The organism is Halomonas sp. 5021 (assembly GCF_036663435.1).
In the GTDB taxonomy this organism is placed as follows: Bacteria; Pseudomonadota; Gammaproteobacteria; order Pseudomonadales; family Halomonadaceae; genus Vreelandella; species Vreelandella janggokensis.
The window spans coordinates 161,968-183,608 of sequence record NZ_JAXOVU010000005.1 but is presented as its reverse complement, the minus strand read 5'-3'; the positions used below and the strand labels follow the sequence as shown (position 1 = coordinate 183,608).

The following is a 21,641-nucleotide window of genomic DNA, read 5'->3' as shown; positions in this document are numbered from 1 at the left end:
CGGGGGTTGGCAGTCGCGGCGCAATCATAACAGTTGACTTACGTCGTCAGCATGATAGAACAGCTCAAGCACAGGCACGTGCCCCACCCTATCCATGTGAGTTATCGATGGTCATTCGACACCGACGTCTAAAAAGCTTCTTTTTACTTTGCGGCCTGACCGTCTTCAGCGCTTTCTCCCACGCCAATACCCGCGAGGATATTGAGGCGCGTATTAGCGAGCTGAACAATGAGCTCTCCCGGCTTCACCAGCAACTGCAGCAAGCCGAAGCGCTTGAAGAAGAGGGTCAAACGGACACTGGCGATATTCGACCACCTGAAGAAGTCGCGATTGAAGATCTCAACGAGCGGCGTCAGTTGGAACAGGAATCCAGCCGCAACCCCTTTTCGATTACCACGCACCGGACCAACTACCTATTTCCGGTGAGCTATAATGAAAAACAGAATCGCGAAAACTTCAAAAGTGTCTCTTCAGATGCCTCACCGGATAGCACCGAACTGAAGTTCCAGTTCAGTGCCAAGGTCAATCTGGCAGAGAATGTACTATGGGGCGAGTACGGCGACGTCTATTTTGGCTATACCCAACGTAGTTGGTGGCAGGCCTTCAATACAGAAGCCTCTTCGCCGTTTCGTGAGACCAACTACGAGCCAGAAGTGTTTATTGACATTGATGCACCGTGGGGGGCCTTGGGTTGGGTAAACACCCGCAACCGTATCGCAGTCAACCATCAGTCCAACGGCCGTTCGGACCCGTTCTCGCGTAGTTGGAACCGAGTCTATCTCGAGAGCATCTTTCAAAGTGGCGACTGGGCCGTCACCTTTGCGCCCCACTGGCGGGTTCCCGAATCCGAAGGCGACGACGACAACCCGGATATTGACCGCTATATGGGGTACGGCGACATTCGTATCGCCAAACGACTCGATGACAACCATGAGGTCAGTGGCCAACTGCGAGGGAACCCCAGCGCTGGCAATATGGGAACGCAAATCGACTACAGCTGGCCGGCCTTCAATTCTCTACGCGCTCACGTACAGTACTACTACGGTTACGGCGAGAGCCTGATTGACTACGATCACCGCGTGCATCGCTTGAGCATCGGGTTCAGTTTAAACCCGTTATTCAGCGCCAGCGGCCTGAACCGATAGCCAATTCGCTTGTCAGTGACTATGCGACTGCTATGCTGATAGCTGTTCATTAACCGTCAAAGGAAGACATCATGGCTAAACGTCAAAACGAAAGCACCGCTCAGGCCGATCAACTGAAAGAAGATCTGCGCCATCTGAGCGATACCGTCGAAGAACTGGTCAATGCCACCTCGAAAGACGCCAGCGGCGAAATGCGCGACCTGCGCACCCGCGCCGAACAGCGTCTCAAGGATACCCGTCAGCGCCTGGAAGCGCGTGGTGAGCGTATTTATGAAGACACCCGCGATTCCCTGACACACCAGGCTGATGCCTGCGACCGCTATGTCCACGAAAACCCCTGGACCAGCATCGGAATCGGTGCAGCGGCCGGCGTTATCATCGGTATGCTTATCGGTCGTCGCTAATGGCTTTGGGGCCTACCCAACGCGTTTTTTCAGCCGCTAAACGCTTACTCAACTCGCTGATCGCCAACGGTGAAACGCGCTTGCGTTTAGCGGTAGTAGAGCTGGAAGAAGAACGCTCACGACTGCTTGTGCTGATGTTGTTGGCTGGCGCCAGTCTGCTTTTGCTACTGCTTGGTGTCGCCACGCTGGTGGCACTGGTCGTGGTACTTTTCTGGGATACCTACCGGCTTGCCGCTATTGGTGGAAGCGCTCTGGTATTGATTGTAGCCAGCTTTACATTGGCCTTGATAGCGCTTCGCCAAGCGAAACAGCACACCTTGCTGAAAGAAACGCTGAACCAATTAGCCGCCGACCGCGCCTTGCTGGAGGCAAAAAATGAGTCCGATCAACGCCCCCGCTAAGCCACCAGGCGCCGATACCAAGCCGCTTTCCAGGGCAGAGCGAAAGGCGCACCTGTTAGCCGAGCTGGAGCAGCAGCGTGTGGATATTCTGGTCGACAGTGATCAATTATTGCGGGCGGCATCTCCCCTCGACTCCAATTGGCAACGCTTTAAAATACCTGCTTATTTCGTCGGCGGTATCATTGCCTTGCGCCTGGCTCGTCATCCGCGGGGGGCGCTGGCAGGTGGCCGTAAAGTCCTGGCGGGCTACATGCTTTTCCGCAAGCTCAAGTTGCTTGCCAAAGCGACCACCTAGCCGACACAGTTTGCCTGGGTCAGCAAGCCTGGCCGCAGGCTACCCCGCTGGCCCAGGCCCACTGAAAGTTATACCCCCCCAGCTCGCCGGTCACATCGAGCACTTCACCGATGAATCGCAATTGGGGCAATCCGCAGACCTCAAAGGTCTTGGATGAAATTGCCTGGGTATCCACCCCTCCCATCGTCACCTCCGCCGTTCGCCACCCTTCCGTTCCGGCAGGTTTCAACTGCCAACGATTTAGCCGCGCCGCCCAACGCTCAAGCTGCGTATTGCTGTATTGCGCCAGCGGTTGCTTGTCGTGGCCTTCTGGATACCAGTCACAAAGCGATTGCGCCACTCGCTTGGGCAAATAATCCATCAACCAGGTGGCCAACTGGCGCTTAGGTGTGTGCTCGCGGGCATGGTGCAGCAACGCTTTGGCATCCTGCTGCGGTAATAAATCAATTTCAATCGCCTCGCCGGGTGCCCAGACGCTGGACGCTTGCAACATGCCAGGGCCGGATAACCCGCGATGGGTAAATAGCATGGGCTCGTTAAAACGTTGCGAGCCAGCGCTCACCGTCACCGGCAAGCTGACTCCCGACAGATCGCTGGCCCTGGCTTTCCACTGATCGCTGAGCGTAAACGGTACAAGACCTGGCGTCGTCGGCCGCACGGCAAGGCCAAACTGACGGGCGAGGTCGTACCCGAAACTACTCGCCCCCATGGTCGGAATCGACAGTCCGCCGCTTGCCACGACCACGACACCCGCATCGATACTACCTATTGAGGTCGTTAGCCGCATGGCACTGCCCTGCTCCTCGACACGGGTGACCTGAGTACTGAGACGTATGTCAGCGCCCGCCCACTCGCACTCGGTGAGCAGCATGCGGACGATCTCTTTGGCAGAGGTCGCACAGAATAGCTGACCGGGCGTTTTTTCTACGTAGTCAATCCCATGACGCTCTACCAACTCGACAAAATGCTCGGGCCGGTAGCGTTTTAACGCCGAAATACAAAAGTAGGGGTTTGACGAGTAAAAGTGCTGTGGCGTAGTGCCAAGATTGGTAAAGTTGCAGCGCCCCCCGCCTGACATCAGGATTTTTTTGCCGGCTTTTTTCGCATGATCAATCACCAACACACGCTTTCCGGCATAGCCCGCCTGGGCAGCACACATCAGGCCTGCCGCACCAGCCCCAATGATCACGACATCGTAGGTCATTCGTTAGCGCTCCAAGCTTGGCAAAAGGCGGCATTTTAACAGCCTCTCAAGGCTTTTTTATTGTATCATTGAAATAATAAATATAGCTTTTGTATAAAATTAAACAGCTATCGACATTGACAACATAAACCGCTGCCTGGCGTCAGCGCACGCGGTCCACGTATTGCAGAGAGACTTATGCCTTTATTGTGCCGCCGCCTGGCTGTCACGCTACTGCTCATCACTGCCCCCATCGCCAGCCTGGCTCAATCCGAGCCCAGCGTGATTGGTGTTCGCGCCATGCTTGCTCCCTGGTCTGACCCCATTGAAGCATTGGGTACGCTACGCGCCGATGAAAGCGTGACGCTATCGGCCACCGTCACCGATACCATTGCCGACATCAATTTTCAGGACGGCCAGCGTGTGACCGAGGGCGATACGCTCATTCGCCTGCAGGACGCTGAAGAGCAGGCACGTTTAAGGGTCGCACAATCGCTTCGAGACGAGCGGCTTAATGCCCTGGGACGCGCCTCTGAGTTACAGAACCGCAATTTGGCAGCCCGCGCTGACGTAGAAGATAACCAGTCGCGCGTTGACCAGGCCGAGGCTGAAATTGCGGCATTACGTGCACGTCTTGCGGATTATCGACTAACCGCCCCGTTCAGTGGCCGTGTCGGCATACGCAATTTGAGCCCTGGTGCATTGGTGACACCGGGTATGGAGCTGGTCACGCTTGACAAACTGGACGTCATGAAGCTGGATTTCAGTGTCCCTGAAACCTACCTCAGCCGACTTGCGCCTGGGTTATCGCTCAGCGCCACCACCGCCGCCTATCCAGACGAGGTTTTCAACGGTGAAATTGCCAGCCTGGGGACGCGCGTCGACCCGGTAACACGCAGCATTGGCATTCGCGCGGAAATCGACAATCCGGATGAACGGCTACGTCCAGGCATGCTAATGGAAATCGTAGTTCGCCAGCAGCCCCGACAAAGCGTGGTCGTCCCCGAAGCAGCTGTCCAACCCAATGGTAATCGCCACTTTGTGATGCTGATCGACGATCACGAGAGCACTCCTCGGCTTCGCCAGCAGAGCGTCGAATTGGGCGAGCGTCGGGCAGGCGAAGTGGAAATTAACGAAGGGCTAGCGGCCAATGACATCGTCGTGGTGCATGGCCTGCAGCGAGCCAGGGATGGTCAAGCGGTGAGGCTGATGGGCCTGATTGACGAGGATACCAGTGTACGCGAGTTACTTGAGGCTGATCGCTAATGCGCTTATCGGACATATCGGTTCAACGCCCTGTCCTGGCGGTGGTGATGGCGGCATTGATCATTGCCTTTGGCCTCCTGGCACTTGATCGCTTGCCGCTTCAGGAATACCCCACCGTGGATCCTCCGATCGTGAGTATTGATACCCGCTACCCCGGGGCCTCGGCAAGCGTCGTTGAAACACGCATTACCCAGGTGCTTGAAGACCGCATCGCCGGGGTGGAAGGAATCGAACTGATCACCTCCGAAAGTGAGGACGGCCGCTCACGTATTGATATCGAATTTGCCCTGACCATGGATATCAACGCGGCAGCCAACGACGTGCGCGACCGGATAGGCGGCGCGTTGCGCAACCTGCCCGACGATGCCGAGAACCCCGAGGTAAGCAAAGCCGATAGCAGCGAGGAAGTCGTGGTATGGCTAAGCCTTTCGGGAGATGGCTACTCGATCACCGAGCTTACCGACTATGCCAACCGCTTTCTGGTGGATAGCCTTTCGGTACAACCGGGAGTGGCCAGGGTGCGCGTGGGCGGTGGCCGTGACTATGCCATGCGCATCTGGATTGACCGCAACGCCATGGCGGCACGGAACTTAACCGTCAGCGATATTGAAGATTCATTACGGGCCGAAAACGTCGAGCTCCCCGCCGGTGCCATTGAATCCGAGGATCGCCAATTCATCGTTCGCTTACCGCGCACCTTTGAAACCGCCGATGACTTTCAGGCACTCCCGCTTGTCGAAGGCGACGATGGCTACCTGGTCCGCCTTGGAGACGTCGCCGACGTCGAGGTCGGCTCCGTGGAGGACCGCACGGTCTTCCGCGCCAACGGCGTTCCCATGGTCGGGCTTGGCATGATCATGCAGTCGACCGCCAACGTCGTTGAACTTTCAGACGCGGTGCGCCAAGAGCTTGCGCAGCTGCAATCGACGCTTCCCGATGGCATGTCACTCAGTTTGAACTACGACGCGTCGGTGTTCGTCTCGGGGGCCATCAAGCAGGTCGTGTTGACGTTATTGATCTCGATGGTATTGGTTATTGTGGTCATGTTCCTGTTTTTGGGCAACCTGCGTACCACGCTGGTCCCGGCGGTTACGGTGCCGATCGCCATCATTGGTGCCTTTACTGCGCTGGCGGTCATGAACTTTACCATTAACCTGCTGACCCTGCTGGCACTGGTGCTGGCGATCGGGTTGATTGTCGATGACGCCATTGTCGTCCTGGAAAACATCAATCGGCGCATGCATGACGAAGGCGAAACACCGCTGGTGGCCGCGTTTCGTGGCACCCGCCAGATCGCCTTTGCGGTCATTGCCACCACACTGGTGTTGATCGCCGTCTTTGTGCCGCTCAGCATGCTGCAGGGCGATATTGGGCGGTTATTTTCCGAGTTTGCCCTCACCATGGCCGCAGCGGTCGCCATCTCCACGTTGCTGGCACTAACATTGACACCGATGATGGCGTCTAAAATACTCTCGCCGCGCATGCACGACAGCCGCCTTTCCCAACGCGTGCAACGCATCATGCGCAGCGCCCAGCGCCGCTATCAATCGTTACTCGACGTGTTACTTGCGCGGCGCAGTTGGGTAATCGCCGTCTTTGGGCTACTGATTGCGCTAACCGCCTGGTTAAGTCAACTATTGCCCAACGAGTACACCCCCCAGGAAGATCGGGGTAACTTCATCGTGCTGGTCAACGGGCCCGAAGGCGCCACCTTTGACTACATGATGGATTACATGGATGAGATAGAAGCCCGCTTGACGCCAATGGTCGACAGCGGTGAGCTGGAACGGATTGTCGTTCGTGCGCCTCGCGGCTACGGCAATATTGAAAACTTCAACAGCGGTTTCATCATCGTCAATATGGCCGACTGGGGCAGTCGCCGTAGCGCTTGGGCAATCATGGACGATGTTCGCGCTGAGCTGAACACCTTACCCGGCGTCCAGGCATTTCCGGTCATGCGTCAAGGCTTCGGCCAGCGTACGCAAAAGCCCGTACAGTTTGTACTCGGCGGGGGCACCTACGAAGAACTGGCCGAGTGGCGCGACCGACTGATTGATCATATCCGCGACGATAACCCACGCATTCGCGCCATCGAAAGCAACTACGATGAGACGCAACCGCAACTCAACGTGGAGATAGACGAGCAGCGAGCCGCCGCTCTGGGGGTCACGGTCAGCGAGATCGGTCGCACGCTGGAAGTGCTGCTGGGTGGGCGCAACGTCACCCGCTATGTCGATAACGGTGAAGAATACGATGTCATCGTTGAAGGCGATCGCGCCAGCCAGAACAGCCCCCGCTCGCTGGATAACATTCAGGTCCGTTCACGGCGCTCGGGCGAGCTTATTCCCCTGGCGAGTCTTGTGACCTTAAGCGACGCGGCAGGGGCCAGTACGCTTAACCGTTTCGATCGCGTGCGCTCGATCACCATCGAAGCCAACCTGGCGGATGGCTACCCATTGGGAGAAGCCCTTACCTACCTTGAACAAAGCGCGGATACGCTGCTGCCTGAAGAAGCGCAGACCAACGTCGCCGGAGCATCCAGGGATTTCCAGGACGCCAGCGGCGCGACCACTTTCCTTCTGGTGCTGGGCGCACTGGTGGTATTTCTGGTATTGGCCGCTCAGTTTGAAAGCTTCATTCACCCCCTGGTCATCATGCTCACGGTACCGCTTGCCATGAGCGGCGCCTTGTTGGCGCTGTGGTTAACCGGCCAATCGCTGAATATTTATAGCCAGGTGGGGCTGGTACTGCTGATTGGACTCGCCGCTAAAAACGGCATACTGATCGTCGAGTTCGCCAATCAGTTGCGCGATGAAGGCAAGGCTTTCCGTGACGCCCTCATCGAAGCCTCTGTCACCCGCCTGCGGCCCATTTTAATGACCGCCATCACCACCATGGCAGGAGCGGTTCCCCTGATCGTATCCAGCGGCCCGGGTGCCGAGTCGCGCTATGTGATCGGTATTGTCATCATGGCTGGAGTGGGAGCTGCCACGCTGTTCACGCTGTTTGTGGTGCCGGTCGCCTACGATTTACTGTCTCGACACAGTGGCTCGCCAGGGGCGGTCAAACGTCGACTGGAGCATGAAATCGCTCAATCGACATCGGAACGTTAGCCAAGGCGTGCCCCTGTATTTCGGTTGGCAATAAACGTTTCCAATAACCCTTTTCCAATAAACAAAGAGGGCGCGCCTCAGCGGCGCGCCCTCTTTGGCATGTCGCGTCAGACTAAGCTCAACAATCGCCTAAGCGCTGACCTTCAATCTGGGTTTGCATGTTCAGCTCGCCCATGGGCGATTGCGTCATGATATCGACAGACCCTTCGATGCGCTCCCCCATGAACTGCATATCACCATCGATATTGGCTTCGCCGCCGTCAGCCCGGCATACCATGCTGTAGGAAAGGCCGTCAGCACTGGTGTCCTGATTGAGCAACTCGCAGCCTTCCTCTTCTTCAATAAAGCCCAAATCAGCATCGTCCAGATCTTCCTGGGTGATGCACTGCTGTTCGGTATCGGTCTGGTCAGGAATCGGCATGTCGCCGGTCACGGTGGTGGTGCTGACAAATTCCCACGACCCGGGCGTTATGTTGGGTGTTTCCGCCCATGCGGCTACCGGCAAGGCCACCAAGGCCGCTATGGCCAACTGTCGTAACTTCATCGCTGCTCTCCATTGCGTTATAAAACGGCGTTTAGCCTAACTGATTGCATACGGCAATGCCTCTCGATGACACGGCTGCTACACTTAAGTGTCAATTGCAAAAGGATCGCACCATGCAAGAAGATACCTTAGTAGAGTATGACGCCTACTGCCCCTACTGCGATACCTTGTTAACACTATTGATTGATCCTTCACAGGGCAGTCATGTTACCTGGGAGGATTGCCACCAGTGCTGCGCGCCCATCCAGTTGGCTATCGAGGTATCGCTGGTCACCGGCGAACTGGAAAGCGTCAGTCTGGGCAGCGATGACGATGTGCTCTAACCTGATGCTTTCAACACCTGTTGTCGCTTGGCCTCGTTGCGACGCATGATATACCACGCCAGCAGCGTTGCCAGGGATACCGCTAAAATGATCAGCGTTGCCAGCGCATTAATTTTTGGCGATACGCCCATTCGCACCGATGAAAACACCACCATTGGCAGCGTATTGGCCCCAGGCCCCGATACAAAGCTGGCAATCACCAGATCATCTAGCGACAGCGTAAAGGCCAACAGCCAACCTGCTACCAACGCTGGTGCAATTACCGGCAGCGTTACGCAGAAAAAGGTTTTCATCGGCGGCGATCCCAGGTCCATCGCGGCCTCCTCGATAGACCGATCAATCTCACGCAGTCGAGCTGCCACCACCACGGCGACGTAAGCACTGCAGAAGGTGGTATGCGCAATCCAGATGGTCGCCATCCCCCGGTCGGCAGGCCAGCCCGTGATCTGGGCCATTTGCACGAACAGCAGTAATAGCGACAGCCCGGTGATCACTTCAGGCATTACCAAGGGGGCCGTTATCATGGTCGAAAGCGCCGTTTTGCCGCGAAATTGCCCATAACGAGTCATCACAAACGCCGCGATGGTCCCCAGGCATACCGCCATGCTGGCGGAGAAAAAGGCAATGCGCAGGCTCATCCATATGGCTGAAAGGATTTGCTCATCGCGAAACAGCTCCCCATACCATTGGGTAGAAAACCCCGCCCATACCGTCACCAGTTGGGAGGCGTTGAACGAGTACACCACCAGCACCAGCATCGGCACATACAGAAAGAGCAGCCCCAGGACCAGCATGACGCTGCTGAAACGGAGACGTGGCTTGGCAAGGCTCATTCGTTCAACTCCCGAGACTGATGACGGTGGAACCATACAATGGGGATCAACAGCAGCAGCAACATGACCATGGCAAGCGCCGAGGCCACGGGCCAATCGCGATTGTTGAAGAACTCCTGCCACAGTATCTTGCCGATCATCAAGGTATCCGGCCCGCCCAGCAGTTCAGGGATCACAAACTCGCCCACGGCAGGAATGAACACCAGCATGGAGCCAGCAATAATGCCGCCCATCGACAGGGGCAACGTGATCTTGATGAAGGTATTCAACTTGCGCGACCCCAGGTCTGATGCTGCCTCGAGCAATGCATTATCCAGCCGGGTCAAGTGAGCATAGAGCGGTAGCACCATGAATGGCAGGTAGGCATAGACAATCCCGATAATCACCGCAAACTGGGTATTCATCATACGCAAGGGGGAGTCGATCAGCCCCATGCCTATCAGCAGGTTATTCAGTAAGCCGCTGTTGCTGAGGATGCCCATCCAGGCGTAGATCCGGATCAGAAACGATGTCCAGGATGGCAGCATCACCAGCAGCAATAAAATCATCTGCCAACGGGCACTCGCTCGCGCCATGGCATAGGCCATGGGGTAACCGATCAACAGGCAGGCCAGGGTCGAGATGAAGGCGGTTTTCAGCGACCCCCAATACGCTGCCACATACAACGAATCCGATGCCAGAAAAAGATAATTTCCCAGGTTGAGCGCAATATTCAGGGTTTGGTCGACCACCTCAACCAGGGGCCCGTACGGCGGCACCGCGATGGCGGCCTCAGAGAAACTGATTTTCAGCACCAACGCAAAGGGCAGCAGAAAGAATAGCGTCAGCCACAGAAGGGGCAACGCAATCACCGCACGCCGTCCCAGTTGCAGGCGCTTCAGCATGGCGGAAAATCGAGCAGGCATCATTTAGGCGATCTCCTGAGCGCCCACCGCAAAAGGCGCTTTTCATAGACGAGTAAGGTGCCCATGCTAACGGTTCAGCACCATGGCGCTATGATCTTCCCAGTACACGTACACTTGATCTTCCCAGGTAGGTCGGTCGCCACGACGCTCGGTATTGGCCATACTGACCTTGATGAGCTGACCACTGGGAGTGCGCACGTAATAAAGCGAAAAGCCGCCCAAATAGGCGATATCTTCCACCTTGCCTTCGCTCCAGTTATGGGGGGCGGATGGGCACTCGCGGGTCAGCCAGATCTTCTCAGGCCTAAGCGCGGCCCACACCCGCCGGTCCACGGCCTGGGTGGTGATCCCATGGTCGATATAAATCGGCCGCTCAAGCACTGGTGACACAATTTTGCAGTGGTCCGCAGCGTCCTCGACGATTTCCCCCTCGAACAAGTTTACGGTGCCTACAAATTCGGCCACCATGCGGCTGACCGGGCTTTCATAGACATCGATCGGTGAGCCCACCTGCTCGATCCAGCCGTCGGCCATGATCGCCACCCGGTCGGCCATGGTCATGGCTTCTTCCTGATCGTGAGTGACCATGATGCACGTCACCCCGACTTGCTCAATGATCTCGACCACTTCCAGCTGCATTTCGGTACGCAGCTTCTTGTCCAGCGCCCCCATCGGCTCATCAAGCAGCAGCAGCTTGGGGCGTTTGGCCAGCGAGCGCGCAAGCGCCACACGCTGGCGCTGGCCACCGGAAAGCTGGTGTGGCTTACGCTTGGCAAAACGCTCCATGTGCACCAGCTTGAGCATGTGCGCGACCCGCGCCTCAATATCTGCCTTTGGCAGTTTGTCCTGCTTTAGCCCGAATGCGATGTTCTGGGCCACGGTCAAGTGCGGAAACAGCGCATAGGATTGAAACATCATGTTGATGGGCCGCTTGTGCGGCGGCACGGCGGTAATATCGTCGCCGCCCAGCAAGATACGTCCCTCGGTGGGTGTTTCAAACCCCGCCAACATGCGTAGCAACGTCGACTTGCCAGAGCCGGACCCCCCCAGCAGGGCAAAAATCTCACCGCGCTTTACCTGCAGGTTGACGTCATCTACCGCCAGGGCATCATCAAAGCGTTTGCTTAACCGCTTCACCTCCAACACGATGTCATCCGCAAACCGAGGGGCTTTGCCCAGGGCACGCATAGCAGCCGCATTGGCAGGAAGATTGGATGACGCGTCGTTCGATAGCGGCGTGGTCACCATTCGCCACTCCCATGAAAAGGCCCGCAGACAACGGGCAATCAAAAAACGAACAGCGAGCCCAGGCCAATCGTGTAGATGCCTGGGCTCGCCGTCGGATGAACGTATCTTAACGGCCGGATTTTACGCGGTTCCAGATGCGAGTGCGAGCGCGCTGGATGTCCTGAGGCTTTTCAACCTGCACGTAGAGGTTATCCATCACGTCGGTATCAGGGTAGATGGCGGGATCGTTGAGAATCTCATCAGAAAGGTATTCATCCGCCGCAGCGTTAGGGTTGGCATACCGCACGTACTCGGTTATTTCGGCGGCGATTTGCGGGTCGAGAATAAAGTTGATAAAGGCATGGGCGTTATCAGGATTGGGCGCATCGGCGGGAATCGCCATCATGTCAAACCAGAGTGCCGCGCCTTCTTTGGGAATGCTGTAGGCAATTTCAAAGTCACGCCCAGCTTCTTCTGCCCGGTCGGCCGCCTGGAAAATATCACCTGAGTAACCGGCCGCGACACAAATATCACCGTTGGCCAGATCCGACACATAGCGAGACGAGTGGAAGTAGGTTATGTCATCACGTACTTTAGCAAGTAACTCACCTGCCGCCTCAAGGTCTTCACGGCTTTCATTTGTGGGGTCCAAGCCCAGATATACCATCGCGGGCGAGAGCATTTCATCGCCGGAATCCAGCATTGACAGCCCGCAACCTGCCTCGCTGAGTTGTCCGGTAATCTCAGGGTCAAAAAGCAAGGCCCAGCTGTCGACCGGGGCATCCTCACCCAGGATTTCTTTGACGCGATCAACATTATAGCCGATCCCGTTGGTACCCCACATATAAGGCACAGAGTACTCACTGCCTGGATCAACCGCTTCCAGGTTCTCCATCAATGCCGGGTTCAAGTGCTTTAAATTGGGAATCTTGTCGTGATCCAGCGGTTGATAAACATCGGCTTTCATCTGCCGCGTGAGGTAGTAGGTAGACGGTACCACCACATCGTAGCCGGACCGGCCCGAAAGCAATGCCGCATCCAGTATTTCGTTGCTGTCAAACACGTCGTACGTGACGTCAATGCCCGTGCGTTCCGTGAATTTTTCCAATGTATCGGGTGCAATATAGTCGGACCAATTGTAAACCCGGACTTCATCGGCATTAACGGTGGTTGCCGCTGCGGCAAGTGAAATGGCCGCAACGGCCCTGGAAAGTTTGTGGATGTTCCCCATTAACCTGCTCCTTAGTGAAACTAACGATAAACTCAAGTAAGGTTCTTGACCTTACCCGTTCGCCACTGCGCGACTGACCGTGCGAATTTTGCGACGCGGAGCCCGCTATCGCAAGACGATTGAGAAAAGTATTCTTTCCGCAGGTAGTCGGCCCACCTCCAGCGTAGCGCAACACATCACCTTGATGAATGGTGGTGCCTTCAATAGTTTTTTTCTATCTAACCGATGTTTTTTCCCAATTTTATTAGACATGACTTAATCCTTAGTCTAATAAGCAAGTTATTTTACTGTCATTCGCTGCCAATGGAGATGTTCTGAATGTCTTTGATCAATTCTGAAGTTAAACCTTTCAACGCAACCGCTTACTTGAACGGAGAGTTCGTTGACGTTTCTGATGCCGATCTACAAGGCCAGTGGAGCATCTTCTTTTTCTACCCAGCTGACTTTACCTTTGTCTGCCCCACTGAGCTTGGCGACCTGGCAGACAACTATGAAGAGTTTAAAAAGCTGGGTGTCGAAATTTACAGCGTCTCAACTGATACGCACTTTACTCACAAAGCCTGGCACGATAGTTCAGAGACGATCGGCAAACTGCAATTCCCCATGATTGCCGACCCGACGCTGCGCATTTCACGCAACTTTGACGTTTTGATTGAAGACGCGGGTCTCGCCGAGCGCGGCACCTTCGTTGTCGACCCCGACGGCAAGATTCAAATCGTTGAAATCAATGCCGGCAACATTGGCCGCAACGCCGAAGAACTTCTGCGCAAGGTGAAAGCGGCTCAATACGTTCGCGCCAACCCGAACGAAGTCTGCCCTGCCAAGTGGAAAGAAGGCGAAGAGACCCTCGCACCATCGCTGGATCTGGTCGGCAAGATCTAACCCAATTAACGGCACCGCAACGCGCTAGTTTTCAACAGGCACCCGGGCATCACCCGGGTGCCGTTGTCTGATCCCCCTGAAACGACGACCCAGTTGCCGTCACACACCTTTGCCAGCCAAGAGGTTGTTTCGATCATGCTCGACGCCAATTTAAAAGATCAGCTAAAAGCGTATTTGGAGAAAGTGACGCATCCACTTGAGCTTGTCGCCTCGCTGGATGACGAAGATAAATCAAAGGAATTGCTCAGCCTGCTACAAGAGATTAGCGGCTTGAGCGACAAGATCACCCTGTCAACGGAAGGCGACAATCCGCGCACACCGTCTTTTGCCATTACCCGGCCCGGCGAAGACACTGGCGTCGTGTTTGCTGGCATTCCCATGGGCCACGAGTTCACCTCTCTCGTGCTGGCTTTACTGCAGGTTGGTGGTCACCCGCCCAAGACCAGTGAGGATGTACTCGACCAGATCCGTGCGCTTGATCAGGAACTGGTATTTGAAACCTACTATTCCCTGTCTTGCCAGAACTGCCCCGATGTTGTTCAGGCACTCAACCTGATGGCGATTTTCAACCCCAACATTCGCCACGTTGCCATCGACGGCGCGCTGTTCCAGGACGAGGTGGAAAACCGTGAGATCATGTCGGTGCCCAGCATCTACCTCAATGGCAAACCCTTTGATCAAGGCCGCATGACCCTTGATCAAATTCTTGCCAAGGTGGATACCGGTGCCATCGAGCGCGAGGCCAAAAAGCTCAGCGAAAAAGCCGCCTTTGACACCCTGGTGATTGGCGGTGGTCCCGCCGGCGCCGCCGCGGCCATTTATTCGGCACGCAAAGGCATCAATACCGGCATTGCTGCCGAACGGTTCGGCGGTCAGGTGGCCGACACCATGGGCATCGAGAACTTTATCTCGGTATCGCATACCGAAGGACCCAAGCTGGTCAGCGCGCTTGAAGAACACGTCAAGGACTATGAAGTGGACGTGATGAACCTGCAGCGCGCCAACTCGCTCAAAGCTGCCGATACCGAAGGCGGCCTTCACGAAGTGATACTGGCGTCCGGTGCCACGCTTAAAAGCAAGACCCTGGTACTGGCCACTGGCGCGCGCTGGCGTGAAATGAACGTGCCCGGTGAACAGACCTACCGCAACAAAGGCGTGGCGTACTGCCCTCACTGCGATGGTCCGCTTTTCAAGGGCAAGCATGTCGCCGTGATCGGCGGCGGCAACTCTGGCGTAGAGGCCGCGATTGACCTGGCAGGCATTGTCAGGCACGTGACGCTGATCGAGTTCATGGGCGAAATGCGCGCCGACGCTGTCCTGCAGAAAAAGCTCAAGAGCCTGCCCAACGTGGATATTATCCTCAACGCCCAGACCACCGAAGTGATCGGCGATGGCAGCCGCGTGAATGGCTTGACCTACAAGGACCGCACCAACGACGAAATCAAGCACGTCGCGCTGGAAGGTATTTTTGTGCAGATTGGCCTGGTACCCAACACCGAATGGCTGAAAGACTCGCCCATCGAGATGAGCCCGCGCGGCGAAATCATTGTCGATGCACATGGCATGACATCAGTACCGGGCATTTTTGCCGCCGGGGACGTCACCACCGTACCTTACAAACAGATCGTCATTGCCATGGGCGAAGGCGCCAAGGCATCACTGGGCGCCTTTGACTACCTGATCCGTCTCTAGTGCCGACCCCAAAGTCCCCTGACCGATCCACGGGTAGTTGCTAACTACGTTTGGATAGGTTCCCTTTGACGTTGATCACACTGACGTCGCGCCCGCTACCAAGCGGGCTTTTTTATGGTCATCTACCCGTGGGCTGACAGGCTGCGACGGTACCTGTGACCTTGGCACCTGAATGGCATTCAAAGCGGTTCGTTGACATCGCACCACGCACGTTGGCACTCGGCATCAGTGTCAATCGATCACTGGCATGGACATCACCGTCAAGGTAGCCGTCTATACACACATGCCCTCCCTCCAGGTCAGCGCTGACCACGCTACTGGCGCTCAACTGGATCAGTTGATGCCTGGCAATCACAGCCCCCACAACGCGCCCTTTAATCGACACGCCTTCATTGGCAATGATGTTGCCTGCTATCTGCGTCGCGGCGCCCAGATAGCTTCCCTCTCTGCGTGGGGGCTCAAGCGATACACAACCGTCGCGAAGGGGCGACTCGTCAGGCGCCGTGAGCACACCGGACAAAGCTGGCAGGCTCTGTACATTATCAACCATTGCTGCATCATCGGTTCGGGCGCTTACGCTTGAAGCGTTATGGCTGCTCGCTGCCCGTTTTTTCAGTTTTCTACGCCTGCCATCCAAAATAATCAACGTCATAACCGTAACGCCAAGCAAAATCAGCCATGTTTCAGTACCCATGAGATGCGATGCCCCTGCTCTTCATTCAGCGTCAATGTTATAGACCCAAGCTGATAAGCTAACGTCAAGAATACAAGGCGAGTTGCGCGGTATCTTTGCGCTTTGACTTAACAATGTTCAGCGTAAATTAATATTATCGCATGAACCGATGCCATCATTTTGCTATTGACGCCTTGGCACCCCCTATCAACCCCAACAGGTATATCGCATGTTCAGTAAAACCAAACCGCCTACCGCGCCACACAGCACGACTGACGCTCAACAGGAAATACCTCAAACCGAGGAGACCATCAGTCTCCCCAAGGCGTCACGGCAAAGCACCTCGGTCATTGGCAGCAATACGCAGGTTCATGGGGATATCAACAGCGACGAAGACATTACCATCGAAGGCCAGATCACTGGCGTCGTGACCTGCAAACAACACACGGTGACACTGGGCAAAAATGGCAGCCTCAGTGGCGATGTCTACGCGCATACCTTGCGTGTTTCGGGTAGCGTGGACGGCAACCTGGTTGCCCTGCATAAGATAACGGTTCATGACGGGGCGCACGTGACCGGCACCCTCACCACTCCCTGCCTCGTTCTGGAGGACGGCAGCGTCTTTCATGGCAGCATCGACATGAATCCGGATAACGACATTTTCAACAGTGTCTTTTCATCGCAACCGCCGAAGGACTTCAACAGCAAGGGGAAAAACGAGTCGTCAAAGCCACAGGGTCCGCAGAAAGCCAGCTTCCCGGCTGACGACGCCGCCAATAGCAAAGAAACCGATACCCCTTAATGGGCAGGCGCGCACACCGGGCAGGCAGGATCCCTGGGGACATTAAAGTGCCGCCAGTGTCCGCTTAACGCCTCGAAAAGCGACAGTCCCTGGTGGGCTTTGCCTGCACCACTAAGCAGCTTGAACGCCTCAACGGCCTGAAAACAGCCAATCACGCCGACCAAGGGAGCCATCACGCCGCTTTCTGCACAGCTCAACGCATCGTCGCCCTGCCCATCGGGTGGGTACAAACAGGCGTAACAGGGCGCCTCGGGCAGACGCGGGTCAAATACCGCCAATTGACCTGAAAAACGAATCGCGGCCCCGGATACCAGCGGCACCCTGGCTTTTTGCGAAGCGGCATTGATAGCGTAACGGCTGGAAAAGCGATCCGTGCAATCAAGCACCACATCGGCGGCGGCAACCAATCGCTCGAGCAGCTCACCCTGGGCGTGCTCCTCAACCGTAATGACACGGCACTCGGGGTTGAGCGCCTGCACACTGGCCTTGGCTGAATCCGCCTTGTTGTGACCGATACTCGCCTGCTGGTGAGCAATTTGACGCTGCAAATTGGAAAGCTCAACGCTGTCCGCATCGACCAGCGTGATATGCCCGACCCCCGCCGCCGCCAGGTACAGCGCCGCCGGCGACCCTAACCCACCGGCACCGACAATCAGCGCATGGCTATCGATCAGCCGCTCCTGACCCTCGATATCAACCTCTGGCAGCATTATCTGGCGGCTATAGCGCAGCAGCGCGTGATCATCCATCATGGGCTACTTTTCCTCGAATTCCTCAAACTCAGGCACATGCAGGCTGAAGCTTTCTTTTACCTCCTCCATGACCACGTAACTCTTCGACTCCTTGACGCCCGGCAGGGTCAGGACGACATCACCAAGCAGCTGGCGATACGCCGACATTTCCGGAATACGGCATTTTAAAATGTAATCAAACTGCCCTGAGACCAGGTGACATTCCTGAATTTGCGGCAGTTTTTCGACGGCGCGTCGGAATTCATCGAAAACGGCGGGGGACTGGGTTTCCAGACTTATCTCGACAAACACCAGTAAATTCGCCTTGAGTGCCTGAGGGTCGAGAATCGCTTGATAGCCGCGAATAATACCGGCTTTTTCAAGACGCTTGACCCGCTCCAGGCAAGGAGTGGTCGACAGCCCCACCTCGGTGGCCAGATCCACGTACGAAATTCGCGCGTTTTCCTGCAGACAGCGCAGAATTTTCAAATCGATGCGGTCCAGCGTTTTGTTTTTTGCTTTCATGGCAGGATCCATTACTGAAGAATCAGGCGGTAGTTAAAAAGCCTAGCGTAACGCGTTCATGGCCTCCGAGGTCGCGAACCGTTTCAACGTTTTGATAGCCCGCTACCAGCATGGCCTCGCGAAGTTCGGCGGCTTGATCATGGCCATGTTCAAGCATCAGCCAACCCGAATCGGCCAGGTAAGCCTTTGCCGTGACGATGAGATGCAGCAAATCAGCCATGCCATCGGCGTCGGCCACCAGGGCAGACGCCGGCTCAAAACGCACGTCTCCCCGTTTCAAATGTGGATCATCCGCCGCTATGTATGGCGGGTTGGCGACAATCACATCGAAAGCTGCCGTTTCACGGGGCACAGCAAAGGCGCTAAACCAGTCACTTTGCTCGAAACAGGCATTGCCAAGGCCCAGCTTTGCGGCATTTGTTTGCGCCAGCGCGACGGCGGCAGGGAGCAGGTCGACGCCGGTCACCTGCCAATCGGGCCGTTCACTGGCAAACGCCAGGGCAATCGCGCCCGTTCCAGTACCGATATCCAGCAAACGGCCCTGAGGCTGTGCCGCGCGGCTTAACGCCAACGCCACCAGTGTTTCGGTATCGGGCCTGGGAATCAGTGTATCCGGCGATGTCATGAGGCGCAGACCCCAGAATTCGCGTTCTCCGGTCAAGTAGGCCACGGGATAGCCCTGGGCGCGGGCAGCCACAAGCGCATCGAATCGCGCCTGTTGCCAGGTTGAACAGCCTTTATCCCCCCAGGTATACAGCCAGGTGCGGTCACGTTGGATAACATGCCCAAGCAACACCTCGGCATCCAGCCGCGCACTGGGCGAGCCTGCCCGCACTAGCCGCTCCGTTGCCTTTCGTAGCAGCACATCCAGGGTCATCAGGCACCCTGCAGGGCAGATAACTGCTCCGCCTGATACTCGTGCACCAGCGGGTCGATCACGTCATCGAGCTGCTCGCCGCTAACCACTTCGGTCAACTTGTAAAGTGTCAGGTTGATGCGATGATCGGTAATCCGCCCCTGGGGAAAGTTATAGGTGCGAATACGCTCACTGCGATCCCCCGAGCCCACCAGCGAGCGGCGGGTATCGGCCTGGTCCTGGCGCTGTGCGTCCTGGGCACTTTGCTTCAATTTGGCCGCCAGCAGTGACATCGCCTTGGCACGGTTTTTATGCTGGCTGCGCTCTTCCTGGCATTCCACGACCACGCCGGATGGCAGGTGGGTAATGCGAATCGCCGAGTCGGTAGTGTTGACGTGCTGACCGCCCGCCCCGCTTGAGCGGAAGGTATCGACGCGCAGATCACCGGCATTGATATCCACATCACCAACATCGTCGACTTCGGGCATCACGGCCACGGTACACGCCGAGGTATGGATACGCCCTTGGGATTCGGTGGCGGGGACGCGCTGAACACGGTGCGCCCCCGACTCAAATTTCAGCCGGGCGTAGACGCCATCACCTTTAACCCGGGAAATAATCTCTTTATACCCGCCTTGCTCGCCATGGCTGGCACTCACCACTTCCACGCGCCAACCGCGCTTTTCTGCATACCGGGAATACATGCGAAACAGGTCACCGGCAAACAATGAGGCTTCATCGCCGCCCGTTCCCGCGCGGACTTCCAGGTAGACGCCACGACCATCATCAGGGTCCTTGGGCACCAGCAGTCGCTTGAGTTCAGCATCTAACGCGTCCAACTGCCCACGTCCGTCGTCGATCTCCATCTCAGCGAGTTCGCGTATCTCGGGGTCGCTGTCCTGGCTAAGCTGCTGTGCTGCGTCAATATCGTTTTCGATTCGGCGATAGCGCTGCCAAGCCCCCACCAGCTCATCAAGTTCGGCATATTCGCGGGAGTAATCGCGAAACCGCTGCTGATCCTGGATCACCTCAGGGTCAGACAACAGCATCGACAACTCTTCAAATCGGTCGGCAAAGCTATCTAAACGTTGGCGCAGTGTTTCTTTCATGCGGGCGTATCATCCTTCTGGCGATTGGCCGTCGATGTCGAGGGTTTCTCAAAGGCTGGCTTGGGCGGCATTAACAGGCGCGGTGCGGCTTCCAATAGTGCGTGATCTTCCTGAGACGCCGCATCGCGCAGCGTTTGTGTCGGCTGGTGCATCAGCCGGTTGGCCAGTTGGTGAGCCAGACGCTCGACAACCTTTGTCGGGTCCTCGCCACGCGCCAGCCGCTCAAGGGCCTGATCTCGCGCTGTATCCCTCAGCGACTCCCCATGGCGGCGATAACCACGAATAAGCTCGCCACCATGGCGAATACGCCGCTCATGCTGCCAGCCGCTAACGCCATGCTCAATCAGTGACTCCGCCTGATCAGCGGCCACCTGACGATGGCGACGGTTTTCCTGAATAACTTCTTCAAGGTCATCAACGGTATACAGGAACACATCGGCGAGGTCGCCCACTTCGGGCTCGATATCCCGAGGCACGGCAATATCGACCATGAACACCGGGCGATGACGACGTTTCTTGAGGGCACGCTCGACCATTCCCTTGCCTAGAATCGGTAGCGGAGACGCCGTAGAGGAAATCACGATATCCGCTTCTTCCAGCGCCGCCGGGATCTCCGGCAGGGTAATCGCCGTGCCGCCGAGCGGCGCTGATACCTGCTCGGCGCGCTCACGGGTCCGGTTGGCTACCGTCAGCTTTCGCACCCCGGCTTCATGGAGGTGTCGGGCGACCAGTTCAATAGTCTCGCCTGCCCCGATCAACAGTGCTTTTGAACGGCCAAAATCATCAAAAATCCGGCTGGCCATGCTGACCGCCGCATAAGCGACTGACACCGGGTTCTTGCCGATACCGGTTTCTGTGCGTACCTGTTTGGCCACGGCAAACGTATGCTGGAATAGCCGTTCGAGCTCGCTGCCCAAGCCTTGGGCTTCACGGGCCTGTTGATAGGCTTCTTTGAGTTGACCAAGAATTTGCGGCTCGCCAAGCACCATGGAATCGAGCCCCACAGCAACCCGCATCAGGTGGCGAACCGCCTCATTATCCAGGTAGTGGTAGGCACAGTGGGCCAGCTCATCGACCTTTAACTGATGAAAGCGGCTCAGCCAGTCAAGGACGGCTTTTTCGCCTGCCGCGTCAGTCACGCAATACAGTTCTGTCCGGTTGCAGGTCGACAGTACCGCAGCCTCACTGATTTGCGGGAGGGCACGCAGCTCCATCAGCGCGTGGTCGAGCTGCGCCGGTGTAAAGGCAACCTGTTCGCGCACGGCGATGCTGGCGGTGCGATGATTAATTCCCAGGGCAAGGAGCGTCATGGGTTAGGCGTCTTCGCTAGTGTGTCGGTCTTCACGTCAATTTGGGCTTGCTCAGGCAAGTCTGGACAGAGATATGAGGGCTAAACGCCGCACGATAAAGTGCACTATCTTATCACAGCACAGAATGATCTGGCGCACACCACTTTGCCGCAGGCAGGCAAGCCGCTATGCTGAGCACTCGGCCAACTGAT

22 protein-coding genes are annotated in these 21,641 nt (G+C 56.5%); 10 read left to right on the top strand and 12 right to left on the bottom strand.

Going from position 1 to position 21,641, the window contains the following annotated elements:
• Nucleotides 1–107 precede the first annotated feature (107 nt).
• From R3F64_RS10785 to R3F64_RS10770, 4 genes are all read left to right on the top strand, one after another.
• Nucleotides 108–1,145, top strand: coding sequence for a phospholipase A (locus R3F64_RS10785; protein WP_085917439.1), 1,038 nt, complete (start codon nt 108–110; stop codon nt 1,143–1,145).
• A 71-nt stretch (nt 1,146–1,216) separates the two neighbouring features.
• Nucleotides 1,217–1,549, top strand: coding sequence for a DUF883 family protein (locus R3F64_RS10780; protein ID WP_085917438.1), 333 nt, complete (start codon nt 1,217–1,219; stop codon nt 1,547–1,549).
• Nucleotides 1,549–1,950 carry a phage holin family protein gene (locus tag R3F64_RS10775; protein ID WP_268900804.1) on the top strand — a complete coding sequence of 134 codons (402 nt, stop codon included), beginning with the start codon at nt 1,549–1,551 and terminating at the stop codon, nt 1,948–1,950. The genes R3F64_RS10780 and R3F64_RS10775 overlap by 1 nt, the downstream gene beginning before the upstream one ends.
• Entirely contained in the window at nt 1,925–2,245 is a 321-nt protein-coding gene (locus R3F64_RS10770; RefSeq protein ID WP_199285063.1) for a YqjK family protein, read from the top strand. The genes R3F64_RS10775 and R3F64_RS10770 overlap by 26 nt, the downstream gene beginning before the upstream one ends.
• 19 nt (nt 2,246–2,264) lie before the next feature.
• On the opposite strand, the gene R3F64_RS10765 is transcribed toward R3F64_RS10770, so the two are convergent.
• Nucleotides 2,265–3,449 carry an NAD(P)/FAD-dependent oxidoreductase gene (locus tag R3F64_RS10765; protein WP_332611378.1) on the bottom strand — a complete coding sequence of 395 codons (1,185 nt, stop codon included), beginning with the start codon at nt 3,447–3,449 and terminating at the stop codon, nt 2,265–2,267.
• Nucleotides 3,450–3,626: 177 nt separating this feature from the next.
• On the opposite strand from R3F64_RS10765, the gene R3F64_RS10760 reads away from it, so the two are divergent.
• The gene (locus R3F64_RS10760) at nt 3,627–4,694 is read left to right on the top strand and encodes an efflux RND transporter periplasmic adaptor subunit (RefSeq protein ID WP_309782740.1); all 1,068 of its coding nucleotides are present in this window, start codon (nt 3,627–3,629) and stop codon (nt 4,692–4,694) included.
• Complete coding sequence (locus R3F64_RS10755) at nt 4,694–7,807, top strand: efflux RND transporter permease subunit (RefSeq protein ID WP_332611375.1); 3,114 nt, start codon at nt 4,694–4,696, stop codon at nt 7,805–7,807. Before R3F64_RS10760 ends, R3F64_RS10755 begins: the two co-directional genes overlap by 1 nt.
• Nucleotides 7,808–7,925: 118 nt before the next feature.
• Here the strand turns inward: R3F64_RS10755 and R3F64_RS10750 are convergent, their stop codons facing one another.
• The gene (locus tag R3F64_RS10750) at nt 7,926–8,351 is read right to left on the bottom strand and encodes a DUF3617 domain-containing protein (RefSeq protein WP_085917432.1); all 426 of its coding nucleotides are present in this window, start codon (nt 8,349–8,351) and stop codon (nt 7,926–7,928) included.
• A 113-nt stretch (nt 8,352–8,464) separates the two neighbouring features.
• On the opposite strand from R3F64_RS10750, the gene R3F64_RS10745 reads away from it, so the two are divergent.
• A complete protein-coding gene (locus R3F64_RS10745; protein ID WP_066322201.1) occupies nt 8,465–8,674 on the top strand; it encodes a CPXCG motif-containing cysteine-rich protein in 210 nt (69 codons plus the stop codon).
• Here the strand turns inward: R3F64_RS10745 and R3F64_RS10740 are convergent.
• The 4 genes from R3F64_RS10740 to R3F64_RS10725 all read right to left on the bottom strand — a co-directional run bounded on the left by R3F64_RS10740 (nt 8,671) and on the right by R3F64_RS10725 (nt 12,870).
• A complete protein-coding gene (locus R3F64_RS10740; RefSeq protein ID WP_085917431.1) occupies nt 8,671–9,507 on the bottom strand; it encodes an ABC transporter permease subunit in 837 nt (278 codons plus the stop codon). The genes R3F64_RS10745 and R3F64_RS10740 overlap by 4 nt on opposite strands.
• Nucleotides 9,504–10,415, bottom strand: coding sequence for an ABC transporter permease subunit (locus R3F64_RS10735; protein WP_085917430.1), 912 nt, complete (start codon nt 10,413–10,415; stop codon nt 9,504–9,506). The genes R3F64_RS10740 and R3F64_RS10735 overlap by 4 nt, the downstream gene beginning before the upstream one ends.
• A gap of 63 nt (nt 10,416–10,478) precedes the next feature.
• Entirely contained in the window at nt 10,479–11,660 is a 1,182-nt protein-coding gene (locus R3F64_RS10730; RefSeq protein ID WP_199285058.1) for an ABC transporter ATP-binding protein, read from the bottom strand.
• A 106-nt stretch (nt 11,661–11,766) separates the two neighbouring features.
• Nucleotides 11,767–12,870, bottom strand: coding sequence for a polyamine ABC transporter substrate-binding protein (locus R3F64_RS10725; protein WP_199285057.1), 1,104 nt, complete (start codon nt 12,868–12,870; stop codon nt 11,767–11,769).
• Between the two features lie 318 nt (nt 12,871–13,188).
• Here R3F64_RS10725 and ahpC point away from each other — a divergent pair, with 318 nt between their 5' ends.
• Together ahpC and ahpF are read left to right on the top strand one after the other, a co-directional pair.
• The gene (ahpC, locus tag R3F64_RS10720) at nt 13,189–13,752 is read left to right on the top strand and encodes an alkyl hydroperoxide reductase subunit C (protein WP_085917427.1); all 564 of its coding nucleotides are present in this window, start codon (nt 13,189–13,191) and stop codon (nt 13,750–13,752) included.
• A 135-nt stretch (nt 13,753–13,887) separates the two neighbouring features.
• A complete protein-coding gene (ahpF, locus tag R3F64_RS10715) occupies nt 13,888–15,444 on the top strand; it encodes an alkyl hydroperoxide reductase subunit F (RefSeq protein ID WP_332611439.1) in 1,557 nt (518 codons plus the stop codon).
• 118 nt (nt 15,445–15,562) lie between these two features.
• On the opposite strand, the gene R3F64_RS10710 is transcribed toward ahpF, so the two are convergent.
• Nucleotides 15,563–15,994 (bottom strand): bactofilin family protein, encoded by a 432-nt coding sequence (locus R3F64_RS10710; protein WP_176243618.1) that lies wholly within the window; start codon nt 15,992–15,994, stop codon nt 15,563–15,565.
• A gap of 352 nt (nt 15,995–16,346) precedes the next feature.
• Here R3F64_RS10710 and R3F64_RS10705 point away from each other — a divergent pair, with 352 nt between their 5' ends.
• Nucleotides 16,347–16,919, top strand: coding sequence for a bactofilin family protein (locus R3F64_RS10705; protein WP_085917424.1), 573 nt, complete (start codon nt 16,347–16,349; stop codon nt 16,917–16,919).
• Here the strand turns inward: R3F64_RS10705 and R3F64_RS10700 are convergent.
• The 5 genes from R3F64_RS10700 to hemA are packed head-to-tail and all read right to left on the bottom strand — an operon-like array spanning nt 16,916 to nt 21,450.
• On the bottom strand, nt 16,916–17,671 hold the full coding sequence (locus tag R3F64_RS10700) for a HesA/MoeB/ThiF family protein (protein ID WP_085917423.1): 756 nt from the start codon (nt 17,669–17,671) through the stop codon (nt 16,916–16,918). The two genes, R3F64_RS10705 and R3F64_RS10700, sit on opposite strands and share 4 nt — an antisense overlap.
• Nucleotides 17,672–17,674: 3 nt before the next feature.
• Nucleotides 17,675–18,175, bottom strand: coding sequence for an Lrp/AsnC ligand binding domain-containing protein (locus R3F64_RS10695; RefSeq protein ID WP_085917422.1), 501 nt, complete (start codon nt 18,173–18,175; stop codon nt 17,675–17,677).
• A gap of 22 nt (nt 18,176–18,197) precedes the next feature.
• On the bottom strand, nt 18,198–19,052 hold the full coding sequence (prmC, locus tag R3F64_RS10690; protein WP_332611366.1) for a peptide chain release factor N(5)-glutamine methyltransferase: 855 nt from the start codon (nt 19,050–19,052) through the stop codon (nt 18,198–18,200).
• Nucleotides 19,052–20,140, bottom strand: coding sequence for a peptide chain release factor 1 (prfA, locus tag R3F64_RS10685; RefSeq protein ID WP_085917420.1), 1,089 nt, complete (start codon nt 20,138–20,140; stop codon nt 19,052–19,054). The genes prmC and prfA overlap by 1 nt, the downstream gene beginning before the upstream one ends.
• A complete protein-coding gene (hemA, locus tag R3F64_RS10680) occupies nt 20,137–21,450 on the bottom strand; it encodes a glutamyl-tRNA reductase (protein ID WP_085917419.1) in 1,314 nt (437 codons plus the stop codon). The genes prfA and hemA overlap by 4 nt, the downstream gene beginning before the upstream one ends.
• Nucleotides 21,451–21,641 lie beyond the last annotated feature (191 nt).